Origin of the sequence: Streptomyces sp. NPDC086147 (assembly GCF_040702165.1) — a bacterium.
In the GTDB taxonomy this organism is placed as follows: domain Bacteria; phylum Actinomycetota; class Actinomycetes; order Streptomycetales; family Streptomycetaceae; genus Streptomyces.
The window spans coordinates 460,533-480,617 of the sequence record NZ_JBFBJO010000003.1 but is presented as its reverse complement, the minus strand read 5'-3'; the positions used below and the strand labels follow the sequence as shown (position 1 = coordinate 480,617).

General features: G+C 74.2%; 18 protein-coding genes. 6 read left to right on the top strand and 12 right to left on the bottom strand.

The features are described from left to right. Window positions 1-211 precede the first annotated feature (211 nt). Window positions 212-1,297 (top strand): serine/threonine-protein kinase, encoded by a 1,086-nt coding sequence (locus tag AB0398_RS10345; protein ID WP_366373558.1) that lies wholly within the window; start codon window positions 212-214, stop codon window positions 1,295-1,297. Between the two features lie 51 nt (window positions 1,298-1,348). Here the strand turns inward: AB0398_RS10345 and AB0398_RS10340 are convergent, their stop codons facing one another. Further along, on the bottom strand, window positions 1,349-1,630 hold the full coding sequence (locus AB0398_RS10340; protein WP_366373556.1) for a hypothetical protein: 282 nt from the start codon (window positions 1,628-1,630) through the stop codon (window positions 1,349-1,351). A 177-nt stretch (window positions 1,631-1,807) separates the two neighbouring features. Here AB0398_RS10340 and AB0398_RS10335 point away from each other — a divergent pair, with 177 nt between their 5' ends. Next, on the top strand, window positions 1,808-3,679 hold the full coding sequence (locus AB0398_RS10335) for an alkyl sulfatase dimerization domain-containing protein (RefSeq protein WP_366373555.1): 1,872 nt from the start codon (window positions 1,808-1,810) through the stop codon (window positions 3,677-3,679). A 69-nt stretch (window positions 3,680-3,748) separates the two neighbouring features. On the opposite strand, the gene AB0398_RS10330 is transcribed toward AB0398_RS10335, so the two are convergent. Beyond that, entirely contained in the window at window positions 3,749-5,311 is a 1,563-nt protein-coding gene (locus tag AB0398_RS10330; RefSeq protein WP_366373553.1) for a tetratricopeptide repeat protein, read from the bottom strand. Between the two features lie 259 nt (window positions 5,312-5,570). Between AB0398_RS10330 and AB0398_RS10325 the strand changes: the two genes are divergently transcribed. Continuing rightward, on the top strand, window positions 5,571-6,605 hold the full coding sequence (locus tag AB0398_RS10325; protein WP_366373552.1) for an Lrp/AsnC family transcriptional regulator: 1,035 nt from the start codon (window positions 5,571-5,573) through the stop codon (window positions 6,603-6,605). On the opposite strand, the gene AB0398_RS10320 is transcribed toward AB0398_RS10325, so the two are convergent. Then, on the bottom strand, window positions 6,602-7,396 hold the full coding sequence (locus tag AB0398_RS10320) for a class I SAM-dependent methyltransferase (protein WP_366373550.1): 795 nt from the start codon (window positions 7,394-7,396) through the stop codon (window positions 6,602-6,604). The two genes, AB0398_RS10325 and AB0398_RS10320, sit on opposite strands and share 4 nt — an antisense overlap. 62 nt (window positions 7,397-7,458) lie before the next feature. On the opposite strand from AB0398_RS10320, the gene AB0398_RS10315 reads away from it, so the two are divergent. Beyond that, the gene (locus tag AB0398_RS10315) at window positions 7,459-9,315 is read left to right on the top strand and encodes a prolyl oligopeptidase family serine peptidase (protein ID WP_366373548.1); all 1,857 of its coding nucleotides are present in this window, start codon (window positions 7,459-7,461) and stop codon (window positions 9,313-9,315) included. Between the two features lie 108 nt (window positions 9,316-9,423). Next, the gene (locus AB0398_RS10310; protein ID WP_366373547.1) at window positions 9,424-10,164 is read left to right on the top strand and encodes an SURF1 family protein; all 741 of its coding nucleotides are present in this window, start codon (window positions 9,424-9,426) and stop codon (window positions 10,162-10,164) included. 60 nt (window positions 10,165-10,224) lie between these two features. Here the strand turns inward: AB0398_RS10310 and AB0398_RS10305 are convergent, their stop codons facing one another. The 6 genes from AB0398_RS10305 to AB0398_RS10280 form a co-directional block, all read right to left on the bottom strand. Further along, window positions 10,225-11,580: a hypothetical protein gene (locus tag AB0398_RS10305; RefSeq protein ID WP_366373546.1), complete on the bottom strand. Its 1,356-nt coding sequence runs from the start codon at window positions 11,578-11,580 to the stop codon at window positions 10,225-10,227. Then, complete coding sequence (locus AB0398_RS10300; RefSeq protein WP_366373544.1) at window positions 11,577-12,305, bottom strand: SigE family RNA polymerase sigma factor; 729 nt, start codon at window positions 12,303-12,305, stop codon at window positions 11,577-11,579. The genes AB0398_RS10305 and AB0398_RS10300 overlap by 4 nt, the downstream gene beginning before the upstream one ends. A 370-nt stretch (window positions 12,306-12,675) precedes the next feature. After that, a complete protein-coding gene (locus AB0398_RS10295; protein WP_366373543.1) occupies window positions 12,676-13,947 on the bottom strand; it encodes an aspartate kinase in 1,272 nt (423 codons plus the stop codon). 174 nt (window positions 13,948-14,121) lie between these two features. After that, window positions 14,122-14,781, bottom strand: coding sequence for a DUF5063 domain-containing protein (locus tag AB0398_RS10290; RefSeq protein ID WP_366373541.1), 660 nt, complete (start codon window positions 14,779-14,781; stop codon window positions 14,122-14,124). A 41-nt stretch (window positions 14,782-14,822) separates the two neighbouring features. Beyond that, complete coding sequence (recR, locus tag AB0398_RS10285) at window positions 14,823-15,422, bottom strand: recombination mediator RecR (RefSeq protein ID WP_024760125.1); 600 nt, start codon at window positions 15,420-15,422, stop codon at window positions 14,823-14,825. 153 nt (window positions 15,423-15,575) lie between these two features. Next, entirely contained in the window at window positions 15,576-15,911 is a 336-nt protein-coding gene (locus AB0398_RS10280) for a YbaB/EbfC family nucleoid-associated protein (protein WP_366373540.1), read from the bottom strand. Window positions 15,912-16,186: 275 nt separating this feature from the next. Here AB0398_RS10280 and AB0398_RS10275 point away from each other — a divergent pair, with 275 nt between their 5' ends. Beyond that, complete coding sequence (locus tag AB0398_RS10275; RefSeq protein WP_366373538.1) at window positions 16,187-16,942, top strand: SLATT domain-containing protein; 756 nt, start codon at window positions 16,187-16,189, stop codon at window positions 16,940-16,942. 148 nt (window positions 16,943-17,090) lie between these two features. Here the strand turns inward: AB0398_RS10275 and AB0398_RS10270 are convergent, their stop codons facing one another. The 3 genes from AB0398_RS10270 to AB0398_RS10260 form a co-directional block, all read right to left on the bottom strand. Beyond that, the gene (locus tag AB0398_RS10270; RefSeq protein WP_366373537.1) at window positions 17,091-17,744 is read right to left on the bottom strand and encodes a hypothetical protein; all 654 of its coding nucleotides are present in this window, start codon (window positions 17,742-17,744) and stop codon (window positions 17,091-17,093) included. Between the two features lie 116 nt (window positions 17,745-17,860). Further along, window positions 17,861-18,562 carry a GntR family transcriptional regulator gene (locus AB0398_RS10265; protein WP_366373535.1) on the bottom strand — a complete coding sequence of 234 codons (702 nt, stop codon included), beginning with the start codon at window positions 18,560-18,562 and terminating at the stop codon, window positions 17,861-17,863. An 81-nt stretch (window positions 18,563-18,643) separates the two neighbouring features. Further along, on the bottom strand, window positions 18,644-20,005 hold the full coding sequence (locus AB0398_RS10260) for an aspartate aminotransferase family protein (RefSeq protein ID WP_366373533.1): 1,362 nt from the start codon (window positions 20,003-20,005) through the stop codon (window positions 18,644-18,646). Between the last annotated feature and the right edge of the window lie 80 nt (window positions 20,006-20,085).

Sequence of the window (20,085 nt, the reverse complement as noted above, 5' to 3'; positions counted from 1 at the left end):
TCCGTTCCTCGCAGGCCAAAGAGTCCTCGCAGGCCTCGAAGGCCCCACGGGCCGCGATGCTAGCCGCCCCCGACACCTCGCGTTCATCCGCACCACGCATGTCGTGCACCGAGGGGGCGTTCGGGGGGAGCGCGGCGAGGAGCGCGACCGCGCGGCTCTACGCTGGTCCCCTTCCGTCAGGTTGATCGATCTTCGAAAGGGTGGTCTCCAGGTGCTGGTCGCGGACCGATATCGGCTTCACGTGTGTATCGGCCGGGGCGGCATGGGCGAGGTGTGGCAGGCCACCGACGAGGTCCTCGGCCGGGCCGTGGCCGTGAAGCTGATGCTGGCGAACACGGCCGACCCCTCCGCGGGCGACCGGTTCCGCCTGGAGGCGCAGACCGCCGCCCGGCTGAGCCACCCGCACGTGGTGGGCGTCTTCGACTTCGGCACGTGGGACGGGAAGCTGTTCCTCGTCATGGAGCTGGTCGAGGGCGACAGCCTCGCCGGAAGCCCCTCCGACCCCCTGGTCCTGCCGCCCGAGCGGGTCGCCGTCGTCGCCGCGCACGCCGCCGCCGGGCTCGCGGCCGCGCACCGGCAGGGCGTGGTGCACCGGGACATCAAGCCGGGGAACCTGCTCATCGACGCCGAAGGGACGGTCAAGCTCGCCGACTTCGGCATCGCCCGCTTCGTCGACGACCCCTCGGCCGCGCTCACGACGACCGGTCAGATCGTGGGCACCGGGCTCTACCTGGCGCCCGAGCGGGCCCTCGGCCGGCCCGCCTCGCCCGCGTCCGACGTGTACTCGCTGGGCTGCGTGCTCTACCAACTGCTGACCGGAAGACCCCCGTTCAACGCGGACACCGCGACCGCCCTGCTCTACCAGCACATCGACACCCCGCCGGCGCCGCCCGCGCACCTCGGGGTCGCGCTGCCGGCCGAGTTCGAGTCGTACCTGCTGAGCCTGCTGGCCAAGCAGCCGGAGCAGCGCCCCTCCGCGCAGGCCATCGCCGACTGGTTCTCCTCCGGCGCCTGGCGCGCCCGCCACCAGGCCCCGTCCGCCCCGGGGCCGCGCCGCTCCGCCGGGTCCGCGCCCGCGTCCCGGCGCGCGTCCGCCCCCGCCGCCCGGCGCGCCTCCGCCCCCGCCCCGCAGACGACGGGCCGGACCGCCGCGCCCTCCTCCCGGCGGCGCGAGCGCCCGGCCTCCACCGGCGGGCTAGCGGAGCTCTCCCGGCGCCGCCCCCGCAAGACGGCCGCCGTGGCCGGTGCCATCGCCTTCGTGGTCTTCATGATCATCGGGATGGCCTGGCTCTCCTGAGGCGGAGGGCGCCCCGTACGGCCCTGTCGCCCCGTACGTACGCCCCGGCCCTCAGTACGCCCTCGGTGCCATCACCAGGGGATCGCCCCCGTCCGCCGGGATCAGCAGGCAGCGCGGTACGCCGGGGCCCGCCGCCACCCGTACCGTCACCGTCGTCGGCGGGTCGGTCGGCAGTTCGACCGGGAGGGCGACCTGCCGCTCGTGTCCGATCTTGACCCGGGCGGTCTCCTTGCCGTCGACGAGCACGTCGACGACCGTCGAGTGGCCCGTCTCCACGGTCGCGGAGACCGAGTGCCCGAGGTGGTCGACGTGGAAGTGGTGCCGTCGTCTCATGGGTCACCTCCGTACCTCCCAGAGTAGGTACGGCCCGCTCCTCCCGCCCCTCCCCCCTCCTCCGCCCCGGCGTGCGGGCGCGGGGGCCCGGTGGTCAGATGGACCGGTACGCATACGCGTGGACCACCACGTGCCGGTACGGCGAGCACCGCCCGCGCGGAACGGAGCACCCCGCCCATGAGCGACACCCTCCCCCCGTTCGAGGACACGACGGACTTCGAGAACGCCGACCGGGGCTTCCTCGCCGCCCTCGCCCCCGGCACGGTCGCGGACGACGGCGGGCGGACGGTCTGGGACGGCGACGCCTACCGGTTCCTGGAGGCGGACTGCCCCGACACCGCGCACCCCAGCCTCTGGCGCCAGTCGCGGCTCTGCGCCCGGCAGGGGCTCTACGAGGTCACCGGGGGCGTCTACCAGGTGCGGGGCCTCGACCTGTCGAACATGACGCTCGTCGAGGGCGAGCGCGGGGTCGTCGTCATCGACCCGCTCATCTCCACGGAGACCGCCGCCGCGGCCCTCGCCCTCTACCGGGAGCACCGCGGCGACCGCCCGGTCACCGGCCTGATCTACACCCACTCGCACGGCGACCACTTCGGCGGCGCCCGGGGCGTCCTCCCGCACGGCACCGAGGAGGGCGTGCCCGTCCTCGCCCCGGCCGGCTTCCTGGAGCACGCCGTCAGCGAGAACGTGTACGCGGGCAACGCCATGACCCGCCGGGCGGGCTACATGTACGGCGCGAACCTGCCGAAGGCGCCGGACGCCCAGATCGGCGCCGGACTCGGCCAGACCACCTCCATCGGCACCATCAGCCTGATCCCGCCGACCGTGGACGTCACGGAGACCGGCCAGGAGGAGACGGTCGACGGGGTGCGGATCGTCTTCCAGCTCACGCCGGGCACCGAGGCCCCGGCCGAGATGAACTTCCTCTTCCCCGACCTCCGCGCCCTGTGCCTGGCCGAGAACGCCACGCACAACATGCACAACGTCCTGACCCTGCGCGGAGCGGTCGTCCGGGACGCCCGGATCTGGTCCGCGTACCTCGACGAGGCGATCGAGTACTTCCACGGCCGCTACGACGTCGCCTTCGCCTCCCACCACTGGCCGACCTGGGGCCACGACGAGGTGGTGCGGTTCCTGACCGAGCAGCGCGACCTCTACGCGTACCTGCACGACCAGACGCTGCGGCTGCTCAACGAGGGCCTCACCGCGCCGGAGATCGCCGAGACGATCGAACTGCCGCCGGCACTCGCCCGCGCCTGGCACGCGCGCGGGTACTACGGCTCCCTCAACCACAACGCGAAGGCGGTCTACCAGCGCTACCTGGGCTGGTTCGACGGCAACGTGGCCCACCTGTGGGAGCATCCGCCGGTCGAACTCGCGAAGCGGTACGTGGCGGTGGCGGGCGGGCCCGCCGAGACCCTCGCCAAGGCACGCGCGTACGGGGAGGAGGGCGACCTGCGGTTCGCCGCGACCCTCCTGAACCACCTGGTCTTCGCCACCGCGCCGGAGGTCCCCGTCGGCGAGGAGCGCCCGGCGAGCGCGGTCCACGAGGAGGCCAAGGAGGCCCTCGCCGGGATCTACGAGCGGCTGGGACACGGCTCCGAGAACGGCCCCTGGCGCAACTTCTACCTCACCTCGGCGCAGGAGCTCCGGCAGGGGGCCGGGGGCGAGGTCATCGACACCACCAACCCCGAGATGGCGGCGGCCCTCACCGTCCCCATGCTGGTCGACTCGCTCGCCGTCGCGATCGACGGGCCGCGCGCCTGGGACGACGACCTGACCCTCGACCTGGTCCTGACGGACGACCCGGAGGGCGGGCGGCGGCGGCTCACCCTGCACAACGGCGCCCTCACCCACCGGGCGGTCACCGATCCCCGGACGCCCGCCGGGCTCACCCTGACCCTGTCCAAGCACCAGCTCCTCGGCCTGCTCGCCGGGCAGGGGCTCGCGGAGCTCGGGGTCGGGGTGGAGGGCGATCCGGCCCTGCTCGGCCGCCTCCTGTCGTACGTGACGAAGCCCGATCCGCTGTTTCCGATCGTGACGCCGTGAGGCCGCGTGGGCCCGTGACCTCGTGAACCCGTGGGCCCGTGACCTCGTGAGCCCGCGGGCGCGCCGGGCCTAGAACTCCTCGGAGAGGGCGAACAGGCCCAGGCTCGCGCCCTCTTCGTACGCCCGGCGCAGTTCCTCCGTGCCGAGCGCCTCCCGCAGGGACCGCTCGCTGCGTCTGCGCGCCGTCGTGCTGGAGGCCGCCGGGCGGTAGGCCTCGCCGAAGACGGAGTTGCGCAGCACGTCCACGGCGCCCAGGAGATGGGCCGCCGAGACGGGCCTGCCGGTCGCGATCCGCAGCTCCGCGAGGAGTTCGGCCGCGCAGGACGTCCCCGCCGCCGAGCCGAGCGCCAGATGGGCGCGGAGCGCCCGCCGGGCGTGGTCGGCGGCCCTCCCCCGCTCCCCGTCCCAGGCGAGCAGCTCGGCGCGCGCGTGGTGCGCCCAGGCGTCGGCCCACAGGTCCCGCCCCGACCAGGCCCACCGCCCCGCCCGTTCGAGCGGCAGCCGGTCCAGGGCCTCCTGCGCGGACTCCGGGTCGGTGCGGGCGAGGGCGAGCGCGAGTCCGGCCCAGGCCAGTTCACGGCCGGGACCGAAGTCCGGTGGCTCCTCCGTCAGGGCCAGCGCCTCCCGGAACTCGGCCGCCGCCGCGCGGGTGCGCCCCTGGTGGAGGGCGGTGGAGCCGCGGAGCTGCGCGAGCAGGCCCAGACAGCGGTCGTCGCCGTCCCGCACGGCCGCCGCCCAGGCCTGGACGAGGAGCGGATCGGCGTCCTCGGGGCGGCCCGCCTCCAGCTCCAGGTGGGCGGCGAGCCACAGCGCGCGGGCCGGCGGCGGCCCGGGGTGCAGGGCGAGGGCGTGCCGCAGCCGGGTCCGGCCCTCGGCGACCCGTCCGCAGGCCACCCACAGGAACCACAGGGAGACCGCGATCTCGACGCCCGTGCCGGCCTCGGTGCTCGGCGACAGCGGGGCGGTCGTGGGGTCCATGGCGGCGGCCAGGTCCGGGAGTTCCCGCAGGGCGAGGTCGCGGGCGTCGAGCTGCCGGCCGCTCTGCCACCGGTCGGCGGCCCGCCGGGCGAGCCGGGCGCACCACCTGCGGTGGTGCAGGACGACGGCCCAGCGGTCGCCGCGCTCGGTGAGCCTGCGGGCGCCCACCGCGCGCATGGGGAGCGGCATCCAGTAGCGGGGCGTGTCCTCCTCGCCGTCGAACAGGTCGTCGACGGGCAGCAGCGCGAGGGGGGCGAGCCGGTCCAGGACCGCCTGGACCCGTGCCGAGGGAAGCGTGCCGGAGGCGCACACCTCGCGGACGGCGTCCCGGCAGAAGGCGCCCTCGAAGACGGAGAGCCGCTCCCACAGGAGGCGTTCGTCGGGGTCGCAGCGGGCGTACCCGCTCTCGGCGGCGGCGAGTTGGCCGGCGGTCACCGGTTCGCCCCAGAGCAGCTCGCTCCCGGAGGGGTCCCCGGCTCCGGCGCTCCAGGCGCCCCCGGTGCCTCCTCCGGCGTCTCCGGGCTCCCCGGCGTCCCCTACCGCGTCCCCGGCGTCCCGGATGTGGCCGGTGCGCCGGACGCGCCGGGCGCGCCCGGTCGTGCCCCCGGCCGGTTCTCCGGCCGGACGGCCGTCCCCCCGCAGGTGCCTCGTCATCCCCGCCCTCCCTGGTTCACGCGCGCGTGGGGTGTGTGCCGTGGGGCCCCGGCCCGTGCGGCGGCGGCCCTTCGTGCCCGTGGCCCGTCGCACCCGTGGCGCGCCCCACGGACCGTACCCGCGTGCCGTGTTCGCGCGTTGTGCCCGATGTCATGGCGGAGGCCACCGTCACGGGATTGAATGCACGTGCCCCGGTGCACATCCTGGGGCGCCTCGGAACCCACAGGCCGGGTTTTCCGGGGATCGGCCAAGGAGGCGCATGGATACCGGGGAATCCGTCCTGGGAGAGGCGGATCTGGCGCTGATCCACGCACTGCAGATGGCCCCGCGCGCCAGCTGGACCCAGCTCTCGGCCGTCCTGGAGGCGAGCCCCGACACCCTCGCCCGGCGCTGGGAACACCTCAGCGGCAAGGGCTACGCCTGGAGTTCCCTGCTCGCCGCCCGGCACGGCGAGGAGGCCACCCTGTACGCGTGGGTGGAGCTGGAGTGCGTCGCCGGAGCCATCGAGGCCACCGCGGGCGAGCTCTCGGAGGACCCCTGCACCCTCGGCGTCCACCAGGTGACCGGCGACGCCGACCTGGTGCTGCTCGTCGCCTCGCCCGACCTCCACGCCCTCGACGCCTACCTCGCCGGCCGGGTGCGGCGCCTGTCCGGGGTGCTCAGGTGCCGCGCGCAGGTCGTCACGCGGCTGCACAACCGCCCGTACCGGTCGCGGATCGACCAGCTCACCCCCGGGCAGATCCAGCACCTCACGGAGCTGACGGGCGGGGACCGGCGGAACAGGACCCACGCGCGCGCGTACCCGCGCGTCACCGATCTGGACCGGCGGATCGTCGCGGAGCTGGCGGGGGACGCCCGCCGCAGCGCCGCCGAGCTCGCCCGGCAGTGCGGCACGAGCGAGTCGACGGTACGGCGCAGGCTGGACGTCCTGACGGCGTCCGGCGCGTTCCACCACCACTGCCTGCCCGCGCCGCGCTTCTCCGGACGTCCGGTGTGGGCGCTGGTCGCGGCGGACATCCCGCCCCTGGAGGTGCCGGAGACGGTCGCCGCGCTCGGCCGGCTGCGCCAGACCCGGCTCGTCACCTCGGTCACCGGGCCGCACAACCTGGCGCTCGCGATGTGGCTCCGTACCGTCGACGAGCTGCACGAGGTGACGGCGGTGCTCGTACGGGCCGCTCCGGCGCTGCGGATCACGGGCACCGCGCTCTCGCTGCGCACGCACAAGATCGGGGCGCAGGTCCTCGGCCCGGACGGACGGCGGACGCACCACGTGCGCCCGGAGCGGGGGGCCTAGAAGGTGTCCGGGCGGGACGCCCTGACCGAGTACATCAGCGGGACGCGGGGGCGGTCCGCCGGGAAACGGTAGCAGCCGTCCTCGTGCCGCCGGAGGGTGCCGTAGCGGGGGACGGACGAGACGTCGTGCTCGTGCAGGAAGTCGATCCGCAGGCCCGCCCGCGCGAGCGCCGTGACGACCTCGCCGACCGGGTGCGCCCGGTCCGCGCCGGGGGCGGCGTCGGCCCACGGGTCGCGGACGAAGTAGTCGTGCACGACCCGGCTGCCGGTCTCGTCGTCGAGCGAGTCGGCCAGCGGATGGAACTCGGCGAGGTAGAGGAAGCCGCCGGGGGCGACGAGCGAGGCGGCGGTCTCCGCCCAGCGCTCGACGTCGGGCAGCCGGCGCAGCGCCCCGCCGCCGGTGTAGACGACGTCGTACGAGCCGTCGGGGACGGCCTCGGCCGCGTCGTACACGCCGGCGGCGACGAAGGCGGCCCGGTCCTGCGCGAGGCCCAGGTCGGCGGCGAGCGCGCGGGCGGTCTCGACGGCCTGCTCGGAGGGGTCGAGGCCGACGACGTGGGCGGCGCCCCGCCGGGCCCAGGAGAGGGTGTCCAGGCCGGTGCGGCACTGGAGGTGCAGCAGGGTGCGCCCGGTGACGTCCCCGACCTCCGCGACCTCGAAGTCCCGCAGGACGTCCTCGCCGGCGCGGAAGGCGTCGAGGTCGTGGACGGGGCCGGCCGCGTGGGCCGGGACGCGCTCGTCCCAGTCCGCCCGGTCGGCCCCGTCCCTCTCCTCGGGGGTCGGATCGTGCATGTCGGCGAGGTTATCCACAGGTTGCGGAGCACGCGACCCGACGGCCCTCCGCCCGGAGCATGATGGGTGCCATGACTGAGAGCAGGAAGCCCGAGAATCACGAGAGCCCCGACGCGCCCGTCTGGGAGCAGCGCTTCCGCGCGCCCCGCGTCTCCCTGCCCGAGTGGGCCGAGGAGGCGCCGGACCGCTCGCTGTTCGTGTCCAACGCGACGGGGACGTACGAGCTGTACGCGTGGGACCGGGCGACCGGGGAGCAGCGGCAGGCCACGGACCGGCCGAACGGGACGACGGACGGGACGCTGTCCCCGGACGGCGCGTGGGTCTGGTGGTTCGCGGACACCGACGGGGACGAGTTCGGGGTGTGGATGCGGCAGCCGTTCGCGGGCGGCGCGGACGAGCCGGCCGTGCCGGACCTGGCCCCCTCCTACCCGGCCGGGCTCGCGATCGGCCGGGAGGGCACGGTCGTGGTGGGCCGCTCCACGGACGAGGACGGCTCGACGGTCCACCTCGTACGGCCCGGGGGCGGCGCCCCGGTCGAGATCTACCGGCACCGGGAGTCGGCCGGGGTCGGCGACCTGTCGTACGACGGCTCGCTGGTCGCGGTCGAGCACACCGAGCACGGGGACGCGATGCACTCGGCGCTGCGGGTCCTGCGCGCCTCGGACGGGAGCGTGGTCGCGGACCTCGACGACACCAAGGGCGGCACGGAGGAGCTGGGCCTCACGGTCCTGGGCTTCGCCCCGGCCGCCGGGGACACCCGGCTGCTCGTCGGCCACCAGCGGCGCGGGCGCTGGGAGCCGATGCTCTGGGACGTGGCGACGGGCGCCGAGACCGATCTGCGGCTCGACCTGCCGGGCGACGTGTCGGCGGAGTGGTACCCGGACGGCTCGGGCCTGCTGATCGTGCACGGCTTCGAGGCCCGCAGCGAGCTGTGGCGGTACGAGATCGGCACCGGCGCCCTGGTGCGGGTGGACACCCCGGCCGGTTCGGTGTCGAGCGCGACGGCCCGGCCGGACGGCAGCGTGGAGTACCTGTGGTCCTCGGCCGCCGAGCCGCCGGTGGTGCGCTCCACGGACGGCGGGGTCGTCCTGGACCCGCCCGGCCCGAAGGCGCCGCCGTCGCTGCCGGTGGAGGACGTGTGGGTGGAGGGCCCCGGCGGCAGGGTCCACGCGCTCGTGCAGCGCCCGGCGGAGGGCGAGGGCCCGTTCCCGACGATCTTCGAGGTGCACGGCGGTCCGGCCTGGCACGACAGCGACGCCTTCGCGTCGGGCCCGGCGGCCTGGCTGGACCACGGGTACGCGGTGGTGCGGGTCAACTACCGGGGCTCGACGGGGTACGGCCGGGAGTGGACGGACGCGCTGAAGCACCGGGTCGGCCTGATCGAGCTGGAGGACGTCGACGCGGTCCGGACGTGGGCGGTGGCGAGCGGGCTCGCGGACCCGGAGCGGCTCGTCCTCTCCGGCGGCTCGTGGGGCGGCTATCTGACCCTCCTCGGGCTCGGCACCCAGCCGGACGCCTGGGCGGTCGGCCTCGCGGCGGTCCCGGTCGCGGACTACGTGGCGGCGTACGAGGACGAGATGGAGGCCCTGAAGGCGCTGGACCGGACGCTCCTGGGCGGCTCGCCCGAGGAGGTGCCCGAGCGGTACGCGGCCTCGTCGCCGCTGACGTACGTGGACGCGGTGAAGGCCCCGGTGCACATCTCGGCCGGGGTCAACGACCCGCGCTGCCCGATCCGCCAGATCGACAACTACGTCGGCCGGCTCGCGGCCCGGGGCGCGGTCCACGAGGTGTACCGGTACGACGCGGGCCACGGCTCCCTGGTGGTGGAGGAGCGGATCAAGCAGGTCGCCCTGGACCTGGCGTTCGCCGCGAAGCACCTGGGGACCCGACCGGTCCGGGGGGTGGCCGGCGCCTCATGACCGGGGCCGTGCCGGACGCCGCGGCCCGCCCGGCCCCGATCCGCCGGACGCGCCCCGGTCGGGCACCCGGCCGACGGGGGGCCGAGCGGCCTTGCGTACCGTGGGGGCGTGTACCGGTTCCTGAGAACTCCCCGCTGGTGGGGGATCAACCTCTTCGTCCTCCTCGCGATCCCGTTCTGCGTCTTCATGGGGACCTGGCAGCTGGGGAAGTTCGAGGACCGCGTCGACTCCCACCAGGAGGCGGAGCAGCGGGCCGCCCCGAGCACGGCGAAGGCCGAGCCGCTGGACGCGCTGCTCCCGGTGGACAAGGAGACCTCGGGCCGCACGGCCGAGGCGCGCGGCCGGTTCGGGGAGCAGTTCCTCGTGCCGGGCCGCGAGCTGGACGGCCGGACCGGGTCGTACGTCCTGACGCTGCTGCGGACGGACGGCGGCCGGTCGCTCCCGGTGGTCCGGGGCTGGCTCCCGGAGGGCGGGCGGGCGCCCGTCCCGCCGTCCGGCGAGGTCACGGTGGTGGGCGCGCTCCAGGCCTCGGAGAACCAGGGGTCGAAGGGCGTCCGCGCGGCGGGCGGGCTGCCCGAGGGGCAGCTCGGCATGATCAGCGCGGCGTCCCTGGTGAACGTGGTGACGGACGACGTCTACGACGCCTGGATCACCCTCGCGGACTCCCCCGCCGGTCTCACCCCGGTCCCGGCGGCGGCCGCCGCGGGCACGGGTCTGGACGCGAAGGCGTTCCAGAACCTCGGCTACACGGCGGAGTGGTTCGTCTTCGCCGGCTTCGTGCTCTTCATGTGGTTCCGCCTGGTCCGCCGCGAGGCGGAGGCGTCCCGGGACGAGGCGCTGGGGCTGTAGGGCCGGGCCCGCCGGAGCCCGTGGGCTCGGCGGGCGTGCGGGACCCGGCCTCCCGGAGCCTCAGGGCGTGCCGATGAGGCCGGTGCGGTAGACCGTGCCGGAGCAGGCGTGGGGGACGACGGCCGACATCGAGGGGCCGCCGGGCTCCGCGGTGTGGCTGACCACGACGCTGCCGTCCGCCGGGCCGCCGGCCGCCGGGAGCAGCTGGGCCGCCGGGCCGCCGTCGGCCGGTCCCGGCTCCGGGCTGCCGCCGGTTCCGCCGGAGCCCGGGCCCCCGCTGGGGTCGGGGTTGCCGGTGGGCTCGGTCGGGGCGGGCGTCGGCGGCGGAGTGGTCGGCGGGTCGACCGGGGTGGTCGGCGTCGGCGTCGGGGTGGTCCCGGTCGTCGGACAGGTCTCGCTGGGCACCCAGACGAACTTCACCTCGTAGGAGCCGTTCGGCTCCAGGAGCAGGCGGGAGGACTCCCGCGCGGGTCCCGGCAGTCCGCCGCCCTCGCCGCCCGAGGTGCTCCGGACCACCGCGATCCGTCCGGGGTCGGCCGCTCCCCGGGCCTCGAAGCCGACGGTCCCGGCGCCGTCCACGACACAGGCGGTGCCGGAGACGTTGACGACGCGGAAGCTGCCGTACACCTTGCCCTCGGCGTCGGGTCCGCCGGACCGCGCGCCGCCGCCGGAGAGCTGGCCGACGGCGCAGCGGTCCGTCCCGGGGGCGATCTCCTGCGCGTCCCCGGGGGTCTCGCCGGACGCCCCGGCTTCGGTCTCCGGCTTGCCGGAGGAGCCGTCGGCCACGCCCTCTCCGCCGTCCCGGCTCGGGGAGGCGCTGCTCGCGGGGGTCCCGGCGCTCCGGCCGCCCTCGATGCCGGTCTCGGTGCCGGTGCCGCCCTGGGCCTCCTCGCCGTGGCCGGCGTTCACGGGGCTGGCGGTGGTGGTCCCCTCCGAGGAGGCGACGTGCACGAAGGCCGGCACGGCCGTGCCGATGAGGACGGCGGCGGCCGCGGCGCCGACGACGGCCTGCCGCTTGCGGGCGCGCCGGGCGGGCACGGCGCGGCGCAGGTGCTCCAGCGATCCGAGGGAGGGCTCCAGTCCCTCCACGGCGCCGTGGAGCATCCGCCGCAGCGCCAGCTCCTCGTCCCCGTCGCCCTCGCCGGGCCCGGACTCGATGTTCACCATGCGCTGTCCACTCAGATCGTCACGTTCGTCACGGGCACGGGCCCCGGGGCCCCCGGTGACCCTACGGCCACCGGCGTCCCCGGCGCCCGTCCCGCGTTCCTCGGGCTCCCCGGCTTCCCCGTGTTCCTCGGTGCGGTCCTCGGCGGGCGCGCTCCCCTCGGAGGCCTCGCGGCCCTCCGGGGTCACCGCGTCCTCGGCGGCGGCCCCCTCCTCGGGGGCCCTGCCCTGCTCGCCGCGCGCCCCACTCACGACGTCGCCCCCATCGTGACGCGCAGGGCCGCGATGCCCCGCGAGCCGTACGCCTTCACCGAACCCAGGGATATCCCCAGCGTCTCGGCGACCTGGACCTCGGTCATGTCCGCGAAGTAGCGCAGGACGAGCACCTCGCGCTGGCGCCGCTGGAGTCCGCGCATGGCCTTGATCAGGTCGTCGCGCTCCAGCTGGTCGTACGCCCCCTCCTCCGCGCTGGCCATGTCCGGCATCGGCTTCGAGAGCAGCTTGAGGCCGAGGATGCGGCGGCGCAGCGTGGACCGGGAGAGGTTCACGACGGTCTGGCGCAGGTAGGCGAGCGTCTTCTCCGGTTCGCGGACCCGCTTGCGGGCCGAGTGGACGCGGATGAACGCCTCCTGGACCACGTCCTCGCAGGAGGCCGTGTCGTCGAGGAGCAGCGCGGCGAGGCCGAGGAGCGACCGGTAGTGGGCGCGGTAGGTCTCGGTGAGGTGGTCGACGGTGGTGCCGACGGCCGGGGCGTCCTCGTCGCTCGTGCGGGGCGAGGGGACGCCGTCCACCCGGTGGGACCGGGAATCGGTGGTCACGGGAGCGATCACCGGCATCCCGCCGAGGGCCCGCGGACGCCGGAACGGGGCGACGACGGGTCCGCGCACGGTGCCGGCGACGCCGCTCCGTGCGGGGAGCAACGCCGTGCCCGCGCCGCGCAGCGGGGCGATGGTCGCGATGTCGAGTACCTCTGCCACGCCTGTTGGACACGCCTACCCCCGGCAGGGTTGTACGCGCTCGCCGTCCTTTTCGACGGCGGGTTGTTCGTCCTCATGCGTAACCGTTCTCCCCCGATGCCCCGCTTTCACAGCGCGCCCGGCGCCGCACGCCCGTGGGTGCCCGCTGAGACGCGCCCCACCCAACTACTGGTTGCAGCAAGGGGGAAATGCATCGTCGTCCAGGACATCGCCGCAGTTCAAGGGATATCTGACGCCTATTTGCTCACAGGTCGTTCACAGATCACACAAATCCATGACACACGGCTCCCGACGCACGTCTCCCCCCGGGCGGACGGCCGCGGGCCGCCGCACGGGGGGAGTCGTGGAAGAGCCGGTGGAACGGGCGGGGTCAGCGCCCGGTGCCGCCGTAGACCACGGCCTCGTCCGAGTCGCTGTCCAGGCCGAAGGCGGTGTGGACGGCGCGCACGGCCTCGTTGACGTCGTCGGCGCGGGTGACGACCGAGATGCGGATCTCGGAGGTCGAGATCAGCTCGATGTTCACGCCCGCGTCGGAGAGCGCGCGGAAGAAGTCCGCGGTGACGCCCGGGTTGGTCTTCATCCCGGCGCCGACCAGGGAGATCTTGCCGATCTGGTCGTCGTAGCGCAGCGAGTCGAAGCCGATCGCGCCCTTCGCCTTCTCCAGGGCGTCGATGGCCTTGCGGCCCTCGGCCTTGGGGAGGGTGAAGGAGATGTCCGTGAGGCCGGTGGAGGCGGCGGACACGTTCTGGACGATCATGTCGATGTTGATCTCGGCGTCCGCGACGGCGCGGAAGATGGCCGCGGCCTCGCCCGGCTTGTCCGGCACGCCGACGACGGTGATCTTCGCCTCGGAGGTGTCGTGGGCGACACCCGAGATGATGGCCTGCTCCACCTTGGAGTCCCCTGTCGGTTCGTTGCTGACCCACGTGCCCTGGAGTCCGGAGAAGGACGAGCGGACGTGGATCGGGATGTTGTAGCGGCGCGCGTACTCGACGCAGCGGTGCAGCAGCACCTTGGAGCCGGAGGCGGCGAGCTCCAGCATGTCCTCGAAGGAGATCCAGTCGATCTTCTTCGCCTTCTTCACCACGCGCGGGTCGGCGGTGAACACGCCGTCGACGTCGGTGTAGATCTCGCACACCTCGGCGTCGAGCGCGGCGGCGAGCGCCACGGCGGTGGTGTCCGAGCCACCGCGGCCGAGGGTGGTGATGTCCTTCTTGTCCTGGGACACGCCCTGGAAGCCGGCGACGATGGCGATGTTGCCCTCGTCGAGGGCGGTGCGGATCCGGCCCGGCGTGACATCGATGATGCGCGCCTTGTTGTGGACCGAGTCGGTGATGACACCGGCCTGGCTGCCGGTGAACGACTGGGCCTCGTGGCCCAGGTTTTTGATCGCCATGGCCAGCAGGGCCATGGAGATCCGCTCCCCGGCGGTCAGCAGCATGTCGAACTCACGCCCGGAAGGAATCGGGGATACCTGCCCGGCGAGATCGATCAGCTCGTCCGTCGTGTCGCCCATCGCGGAAACCACGACGACCACCTGGTGGCCGTTCTTCTTGGCGTCCACGATCCGCTTGGCGACGCGCTTGATGCCTTCGGCATCGGCAACGGAGGAGCCTCCGTACTTCTGCACGACAAGGCCCACGTGCGCTCCTCGCTCAGTCTGTGCCGCAGCCGGCGCTGCGATCGGCTCAGTCTAACGAGCGACTCGAAAACGCCTACGAGATACCGAATGGTGAGACAAGCCGCTCAGCAGGTGATCACCTGACCGAAATGCACCGGAATGGCTCCTTCCGGAGACCGTCCCCGCCCGCTCCCGCTACTTCCTCAGCCCCAGCCCCAGCGGACCCGCGATCTCGCGGATCATCACCCGGCCCGCCTCCTCCGCCAGGTCGTCGTCGCCCAGGTCCTCGTCCGTGTCGAGGCCGTCCAGGGCCGCGAGCGGCTGGTCGAGGCGGACGTGGGCGACCAGGGACTGGAGGGCGCGGAGGGTGGCCGAGGCGGTCGGGCCCCAGTTGGAGAAGTACGAGAACTGCCACCACCACAGGGCCTCGCTGGTCCGGCCCGCCCGGTAGTGGGCCAGGCCGTGGCTCAGGTCGGCGACGATGTCGGCCAGGTTGTCGGAGATCCGGGCCGGGACCGGGGCCTTGCGGGGCTCGTACGGGTCGAAGACCTCGGAGAAGACGTCGACCGGTTCCAGGAGGGCGGCGAACCGCTCGCGCAGGTCGTCCGCGTCCGGCTCCGGCCCCGTGTCCGTCTCGTAGCGCTCGTCCGGGACGATGTCCTCGTGCGCGCCGAGCCGGCCGCCCGCCAGGAGGAGCTGGGAGACCTCCAGGAGCAGGAAGGGCACCGTGCTGGCCGGCTCGTCGCCCTTGGCCACCTCGGTGGTCGCGACGATGAAGCTCTCGATGGAGTCGGCGATCTGGACCGCGAAGTCGTCGGGGTCCTGCGTGACGGAGTGCAGTGTGGGGTCAGACATCGAGCTGCCTTCCTCGGAGCACCCACGCGTGGGCTAGGTCGTCATACATCCAGCAGCCTCCGGCCCTCGAAGGCGCGGCCCAGGGTCACCTCGTCCGCGTACTCCAGGTCGCCGCCGACCGGGAGGCCGCTCGCGAGCCGGGTGACCCGCAGGCCCATGGGCTTGATCATCCGCGCCAGGTACGTCGCGGTGGCCTCGCCCTCCAGGTTCGGGTCGGTCGCGAGGATCAGCTCGGTGACCGTGCCGTCCGCGAGCCGCGCGAGCAGCTCCCGGATGCGCAGGTCGTCCGGGCCGACGCCCTCGATGGGGCTGATCGCGCCGCCGAGGACGTGGTAGCGGCCGCGGAACTCCCGCGTCCGCTCGATCGCCACGACGTCCTTGGGCTCCTCGACCACACAGATGACGGTCAGGTCCCGGCGCGGGTCCCGGCAGATGTTGCACTGCTCCTGCTGTGCCACGTTGCCGCAGACCGCGCAGAACCTGACCTTCTCCTTGACCTCCAGGAGCGCGTGCGCGAGCCGACGGACGTCCGTCGGCTCCGCCTGGAGGATGTGGAAGGCGATCCGCTGCGCGCTCTTGGGACCGACGCCGGGCAGCCTGCCCAGTTCGTCGATGAGGTCCTGAACCACGCCTTCGTACAACGGAACGCCCTTCTCGGGTGTGCTTGATTCTTACGGTAGTGGCTGCGGCCGGGCCTTAGAAGCCCAACGGAAGCGGTGCTGTGGACGACCCCCGCGGACAGCTCCTGCGGCGGGCCCCGGAAGGCCCGTGGGAACGGTGCCGCGGCCGGGGTCTCAGAAGCCGAGGCCCGGCATGCCGCCCATGCCCTGCGCCAGCGGGCCCAGCTTGGCCTGCTGGAGCTGCTGCGCGTTGTCGTTGGCGGCCTGCACGGCGGCGACGATCAGGTCGGCCAGCGTCTCGGTGTCCTCCGGGTCGACCGCCTGGGGGTCGATCACCAGGCCGCGCAGCTCGCCGGAGCCGGTGACGGTCGCCCTGACCAGGCCGCCGCCCGCCTGTCCGTCGACCTCGGTGGCGGCGAGCTCCTCCTGCGCCCGCGCGAGGTCCTGCTGCATCTTCTGGGCCTGCTGGAGGAGCTGCTGCATGTTGGGCTGGCCGCCACCGGGAATCACGGTCACTCCTGAGGGTCAATTTGTCTGGCTCGGTACGCCGAGCCTACGTGGTCCCCGCCCACCCTGCCTCCATCACTCTTTCGGGTGAGAAACTGCGGGCTCCTCTACCTGATCAACACCCACTTGCGGGCGGAAATCCTGGGATTCCGGGCCCGTCGCCCTCCATTCGGCGGTAGGAAGGGCAGGCACCACGTGCACCGCACGCCACAGCAGGACACGAGCGACACGAGCGCCGAGCCGAGCAGAGGCGCTGAGCTGAACAGAGGAGTCCCCCGGTGAGCCAGCAGCCGGAGATGCCGCCACCGGGGCACCCCGGGGGAGACGTCCGCCCCGATCCGACCGGCCGTGACCTGAGCGGCCGCGACCTGACCGGCAGGCCCTTCCCCCTGGGGGACTGGGGCGAGCCGGCCGAGCGGCTCGACGAGCTGTACCGCTGGGTGGAGGAGAACGCCCTCCGGACCGCCGAGTGGTACCTCTCCGACCGGGTCTGGAAGCGCCGTGCCGCCCGGTTCCTGCGGATCGGCACCGCCGTCGGGGTGATCGCGGGCGCCGCCCTGCCGCTGCTCGACCTGACCGGGGTCGCGGCGGGCACGGCCGGCTGGGGCTACCTCTCGCTGCTGCTCGGCGCCGCCTGCCTGGCCTGCGACCGGTACTTCGGGGTGACGTCGGGCTGGATAAGGGACGTGGCGACGGCGCAGGCGGTGCAGCGGCGGCTCCAGGCGCTCCAGTTCGACTGGGCCTCGGAGAGCGTCCGGGAGGTCCTGGGGCCCACGGAGGGCACCGCCAGCGAGGCCGCGGAGCGCTGTCTCGGCGTGCTGCGCCGCTTCTCGGAGGACGTGACGGAGCTGGTACGGGCGGAGACCGCCGACTGGATGGTCGAGTTCCGCTCGGGTCCGGCACCGCTCGCGCTCCAGTCGGTCGGCGTGGTGCCGTCCCGGCCCGAGGGCGTCCAGCCGACGGGCGGCCGCTTCCCGCTGCCGCCGGGCACCCGCCCGAACATGCCGCGCCAGCGGCCCCCGGAGACCCGCTGAGGTCTCTCCGGGGGCGCCGGTCGCGGCGGCGGGGCCAGGGCGCGTCCGGCGGATCACGGCCGGGGCCGCGCCGCCCGGCACGCCCTGGGGCGTGTGTCGAAAGTCCCGCCTGCCCTCCGGGCAGACGACGCCACTTTCGACACACGCCCTAGCTCAGGATGATCATCGAGCCCTGGGCCAGGCTCCGGGTCGCCGCCGCGTGCAGCCCCAGCCACACGTGCCGCTCCCGGGCGAAGGGCCCCTGGTCGTACGGGGAGAGGCCGACGGCCGGCTCCTCCAGGGCGGTCGGCCGCTCCGGCGGCAGCGGGGCGGCCGGCGGGTTCGCCGGGTCGATGCCGATCGCGGGCGCCACGAACTGGAGCTCCCGCAGCAGCCCGTGCGAGGAGCCGAGCGGCCCGCCGCCCTCCAGGAGCTCGTCGCTGGCGAGCGGCGCCGGGAAGTCGACCGGCACGTACGCGCCCGCGTGGTCGTAGTGCCAGACCAGGTGCGACCGCTGGGCGGTCGCCTCGAACATCTCCAGGAGCTGTTCGTAGTCCCCGCCCAGCTCGCCGACCGGCTCGACCGGCAGTCCGTGCACCTGGAGCAGGTAGGCGCGGCGCAGGAAGTGCAGGGCCTCGTAGTCGAAGCCCGCGACCGGGGCGACGTCGCCGGAGAGCCCCGGCATGTAGGCGTAGACGGGCACGGTCGGCAGGCCCGAGGCGCTGAGGACGGCGTCGTAGGCGGCGATCTCTTCGGCGAAGGGGTTGTCGGGGCTGTGGCACAGCACGTCGACGAGGGGGACCAGCCACAGGTCACAGGCCAAGGGAGGCTCGCTCTCCGTCGGTTGCAGGGACGGCCAGGGTAGTCGGATCGTCGGACGACGCCCACCCGTTGGGGACCTGCCCCCGGAGGCGGCCCCTCAACCCGCCGCGCCCCGCCCTACTCTCCCCGCCGCTCCAGCCGGTCCGCCCACTCCAGGGCGTGCGCGTTGTACGCGCGCACGACCGCCACGGCCGCCTCCGCGTCGCCCCGGGTGATCGCGTCGACCAGCTCCACGTGCCCGCTCCACAGCCAGCCCATGAGGTCCCGCTCGGAGCGCAGGTGGGGCACGGAGAAGGCCCAGGCCTGGACGCGGAGCCGGTGCAGGAAGTCCGCGAGGTGGTCGTTGGCGGCGATCAGGCGGCCCAGCTCGCGCCAGTAGCGGATGTCGTACCCGATGAGGACGTCCAGGTCGCCGGCGCGGGCCGCGCGCGCGGCGGCCTCGCCCCGGCGGCGCACGGAGACGAGCGCGACCCCGATGCCCGGCTCGGGGGCCGGGAGCGGGGCCGGGAGGGCGGTGGCGCGGCGGCGGAAGATGCCGTCGACCACGAGCATCCGGGCCTCGACCATCCGCCGGTAGTCGTCGACGGAGTACTGGTGGACGCGGAAGCCCCGGTGCTGGTCGGAGTCGAGGAGCCCCTGCGCGCAGAGGTCCACGAGGGCTTCGCGCACGGGCGTGGCCGAGACGCCGTACTGCTCCGCGATCTGTTTGACGGTGAACTCGCGCCCGGCCTTGAGACGGCCCGCGAGCACCTCGTCACGCAGCGCGTCCGCGATCTGCTGTCGCAGGGTGCTGCGGGTGACGCCTCCGCTCGCGGGCATGGTGGTGGGTCCCCTCCGTCCGGCTCGGGACACCCTAGTCCAGACGGAGGGAACCTCTCCGGTACGCGGTCGAGCGGTGGTCTAGACCGTGTGCTCGTCGGCTGCCGAGAGGGCCGCGTCCAGGGCCGCGAGGCCCTCCTTGGCCTCCGCCTCGGAGACGTTGCAGGCGGGGACGGCGTGCGTGCGGTTCATGTTCACGAAGGGCCACAGGCCGTTCTTCTTCGCGGCGGCGGCGAAGGCGGCCATGGGCGCGTTGGCCTCGCCGGACGCGTTGTACGGGACGAGCGGCTCGCGCGTCTCGCGGTTCCTCACCAGGTCGAGCGCCCAGAAGACGCCGAGGCCGCGGACCTCGCCGACCGACGGGTGGCGCTCGGCGAGCTCGCGCAGGCCGGGGCCGAGGACGGTCTCGCCGATGTGGGCGGCGTGCTCGACGACCTTCTCGTCCTCCATCACCCGGAGGGTGGCGACGGCGGCGGCGCAGGCCAGCGGGTGGCCGGAGTAGGTCAGGCCGCCGGGGTACGGGCGCTTGTCGAAGGTGGCGGCGATCTCGGCGCTGATGGCGACGCCGCCGAGCGGCACGTAGCCGGAGTTCACGCCCTTGGCGAAGGTCAGCAGGTCGGGCACGACGTCGAAGTGGTCGGCGGCGAACCACTTGCCGGTGCGGCCGAAGCCGGCCATGACCTCGTCCAGGACGAAGACGATGCCGTACCGGTCGCAGATCTCGCGCACGCCGGCGAGGTAGCCGGGCGGCGGGGTCATGATGCCGGCGGTGCCGGGCACGGTCTCCAGGATGATCGCGGCGATCGTCGCCGGACCCTCGAAGGCGATCGTGTCCTCCAGGTGCTGGAGGGCCCGCGCGCACTCCTCCGCCTCGGTGGCGGCGTAGAAGGGCGAGCGGTAGAGGAAGGGCGCCCAGAAGCGCACGACGCCCGCCGAGCCGGTGTCGGAGGCCCAGCGGCGCGGGTCGCCGGTCAGGTTGATGGCGGTGGAGGTGGCGCCGTGGTACGAGCGGTAGGCGGAGAGCACCTTGGTGCGGCCCGTGTGCAGCCGGGCCATGCGGACGGCGTTCTCGACGGCCTCGGCGCCGCCGTTGGTGAAGAAGATCTTGTCCAGGTCGCCCGGGGTGCGCTCGGCGATGAGGCGTGCGGCCTCGGAGCGGACGTCCACGGCGAAGGCGGGCGCGAAGGTGGCGAGCTTCCCGGCCTGCTCTTGGATCGCGGCGACCACCCGGGGGTGCTGGTAGCCGATGTTGGTGTAGACGAGGCCGCTGGTGAAGTCGAGGTAGCGGTTCCCGTCGTAGTCCCAGAAGTACGAACCCTCGGCGCCGGCGACGGCGAGCGGGTCGATCAGGCCCTGGGCGGACCAGGAGTGGAACACGTGGGCGCGGTCGGCGGCCTTGACGGCGGCGCCGGCCTGCGGATCGGGTGCGGCGTGAGGGGTCATGCGGCCGAGGGTAAGGAACCGCAGGTGGGAAGGGCCATGGCCATCTTGTCCACCGAGACCGGGAGGGACGCGACACGTTG

What these genes read in the sequence shown, in the direction of transcription:
- AB0398_RS10325 (WP_366373552.1), top strand. Translation starts at nt 5,571, where the DNA reads ATGGATACCGGGGAATCCGTCCTGGGAGAGGCGGATCTGGCGCTGATC.
- AB0398_RS10315 (WP_366373548.1), top strand. Translation starts at nt 7,459, where the DNA reads ATGGGTGCCATGACTGAGAGCAGGAAGCCCGAGAATCACGAGAGCCCC.
- AB0398_RS10260 (WP_366373533.1), bottom strand. Translation starts at nt 20,005, where the DNA reads ATGACCCCTCACGCCGCACCCGATCCGCAGGCCGGCGCCGCCGTCAAG.
- AB0398_RS10320 (WP_366373550.1), bottom strand. Translation starts at nt 7,396, where the DNA reads ATGCACGATCCGACCCCCGAGGAGAGGGACGGGGCCGACCGGGCGGAC.
- AB0398_RS10340 (WP_366373556.1), bottom strand. Translation starts at nt 1,630, where the DNA reads ATGAGACGACGGCACCACTTCCACGTCGACCACCTCGGGCACTCGGTC.
- AB0398_RS10265 (WP_366373535.1), bottom strand. Translation starts at nt 18,562, where the DNA reads ATGCCCGCGAGCGGAGGCGTCACCCGCAGCACCCTGCGACAGCAGATC.
- AB0398_RS10330 (WP_366373553.1), bottom strand. Translation starts at nt 5,311, where the DNA reads ATGACGAGGCACCTGCGGGGGGACGGCCGTCCGGCCGGAGAACCGGCC.
- AB0398_RS10335 (WP_366373555.1), top strand. Translation starts at nt 1,808, where the DNA reads ATGAGCGACACCCTCCCCCCGTTCGAGGACACGACGGACTTCGAGAAC.
- AB0398_RS10290 (WP_366373541.1), bottom strand. Translation starts at nt 14,781, where the DNA reads ATGTCTGACCCCACACTGCACTCCGTCACGCAGGACCCCGACGACTTC.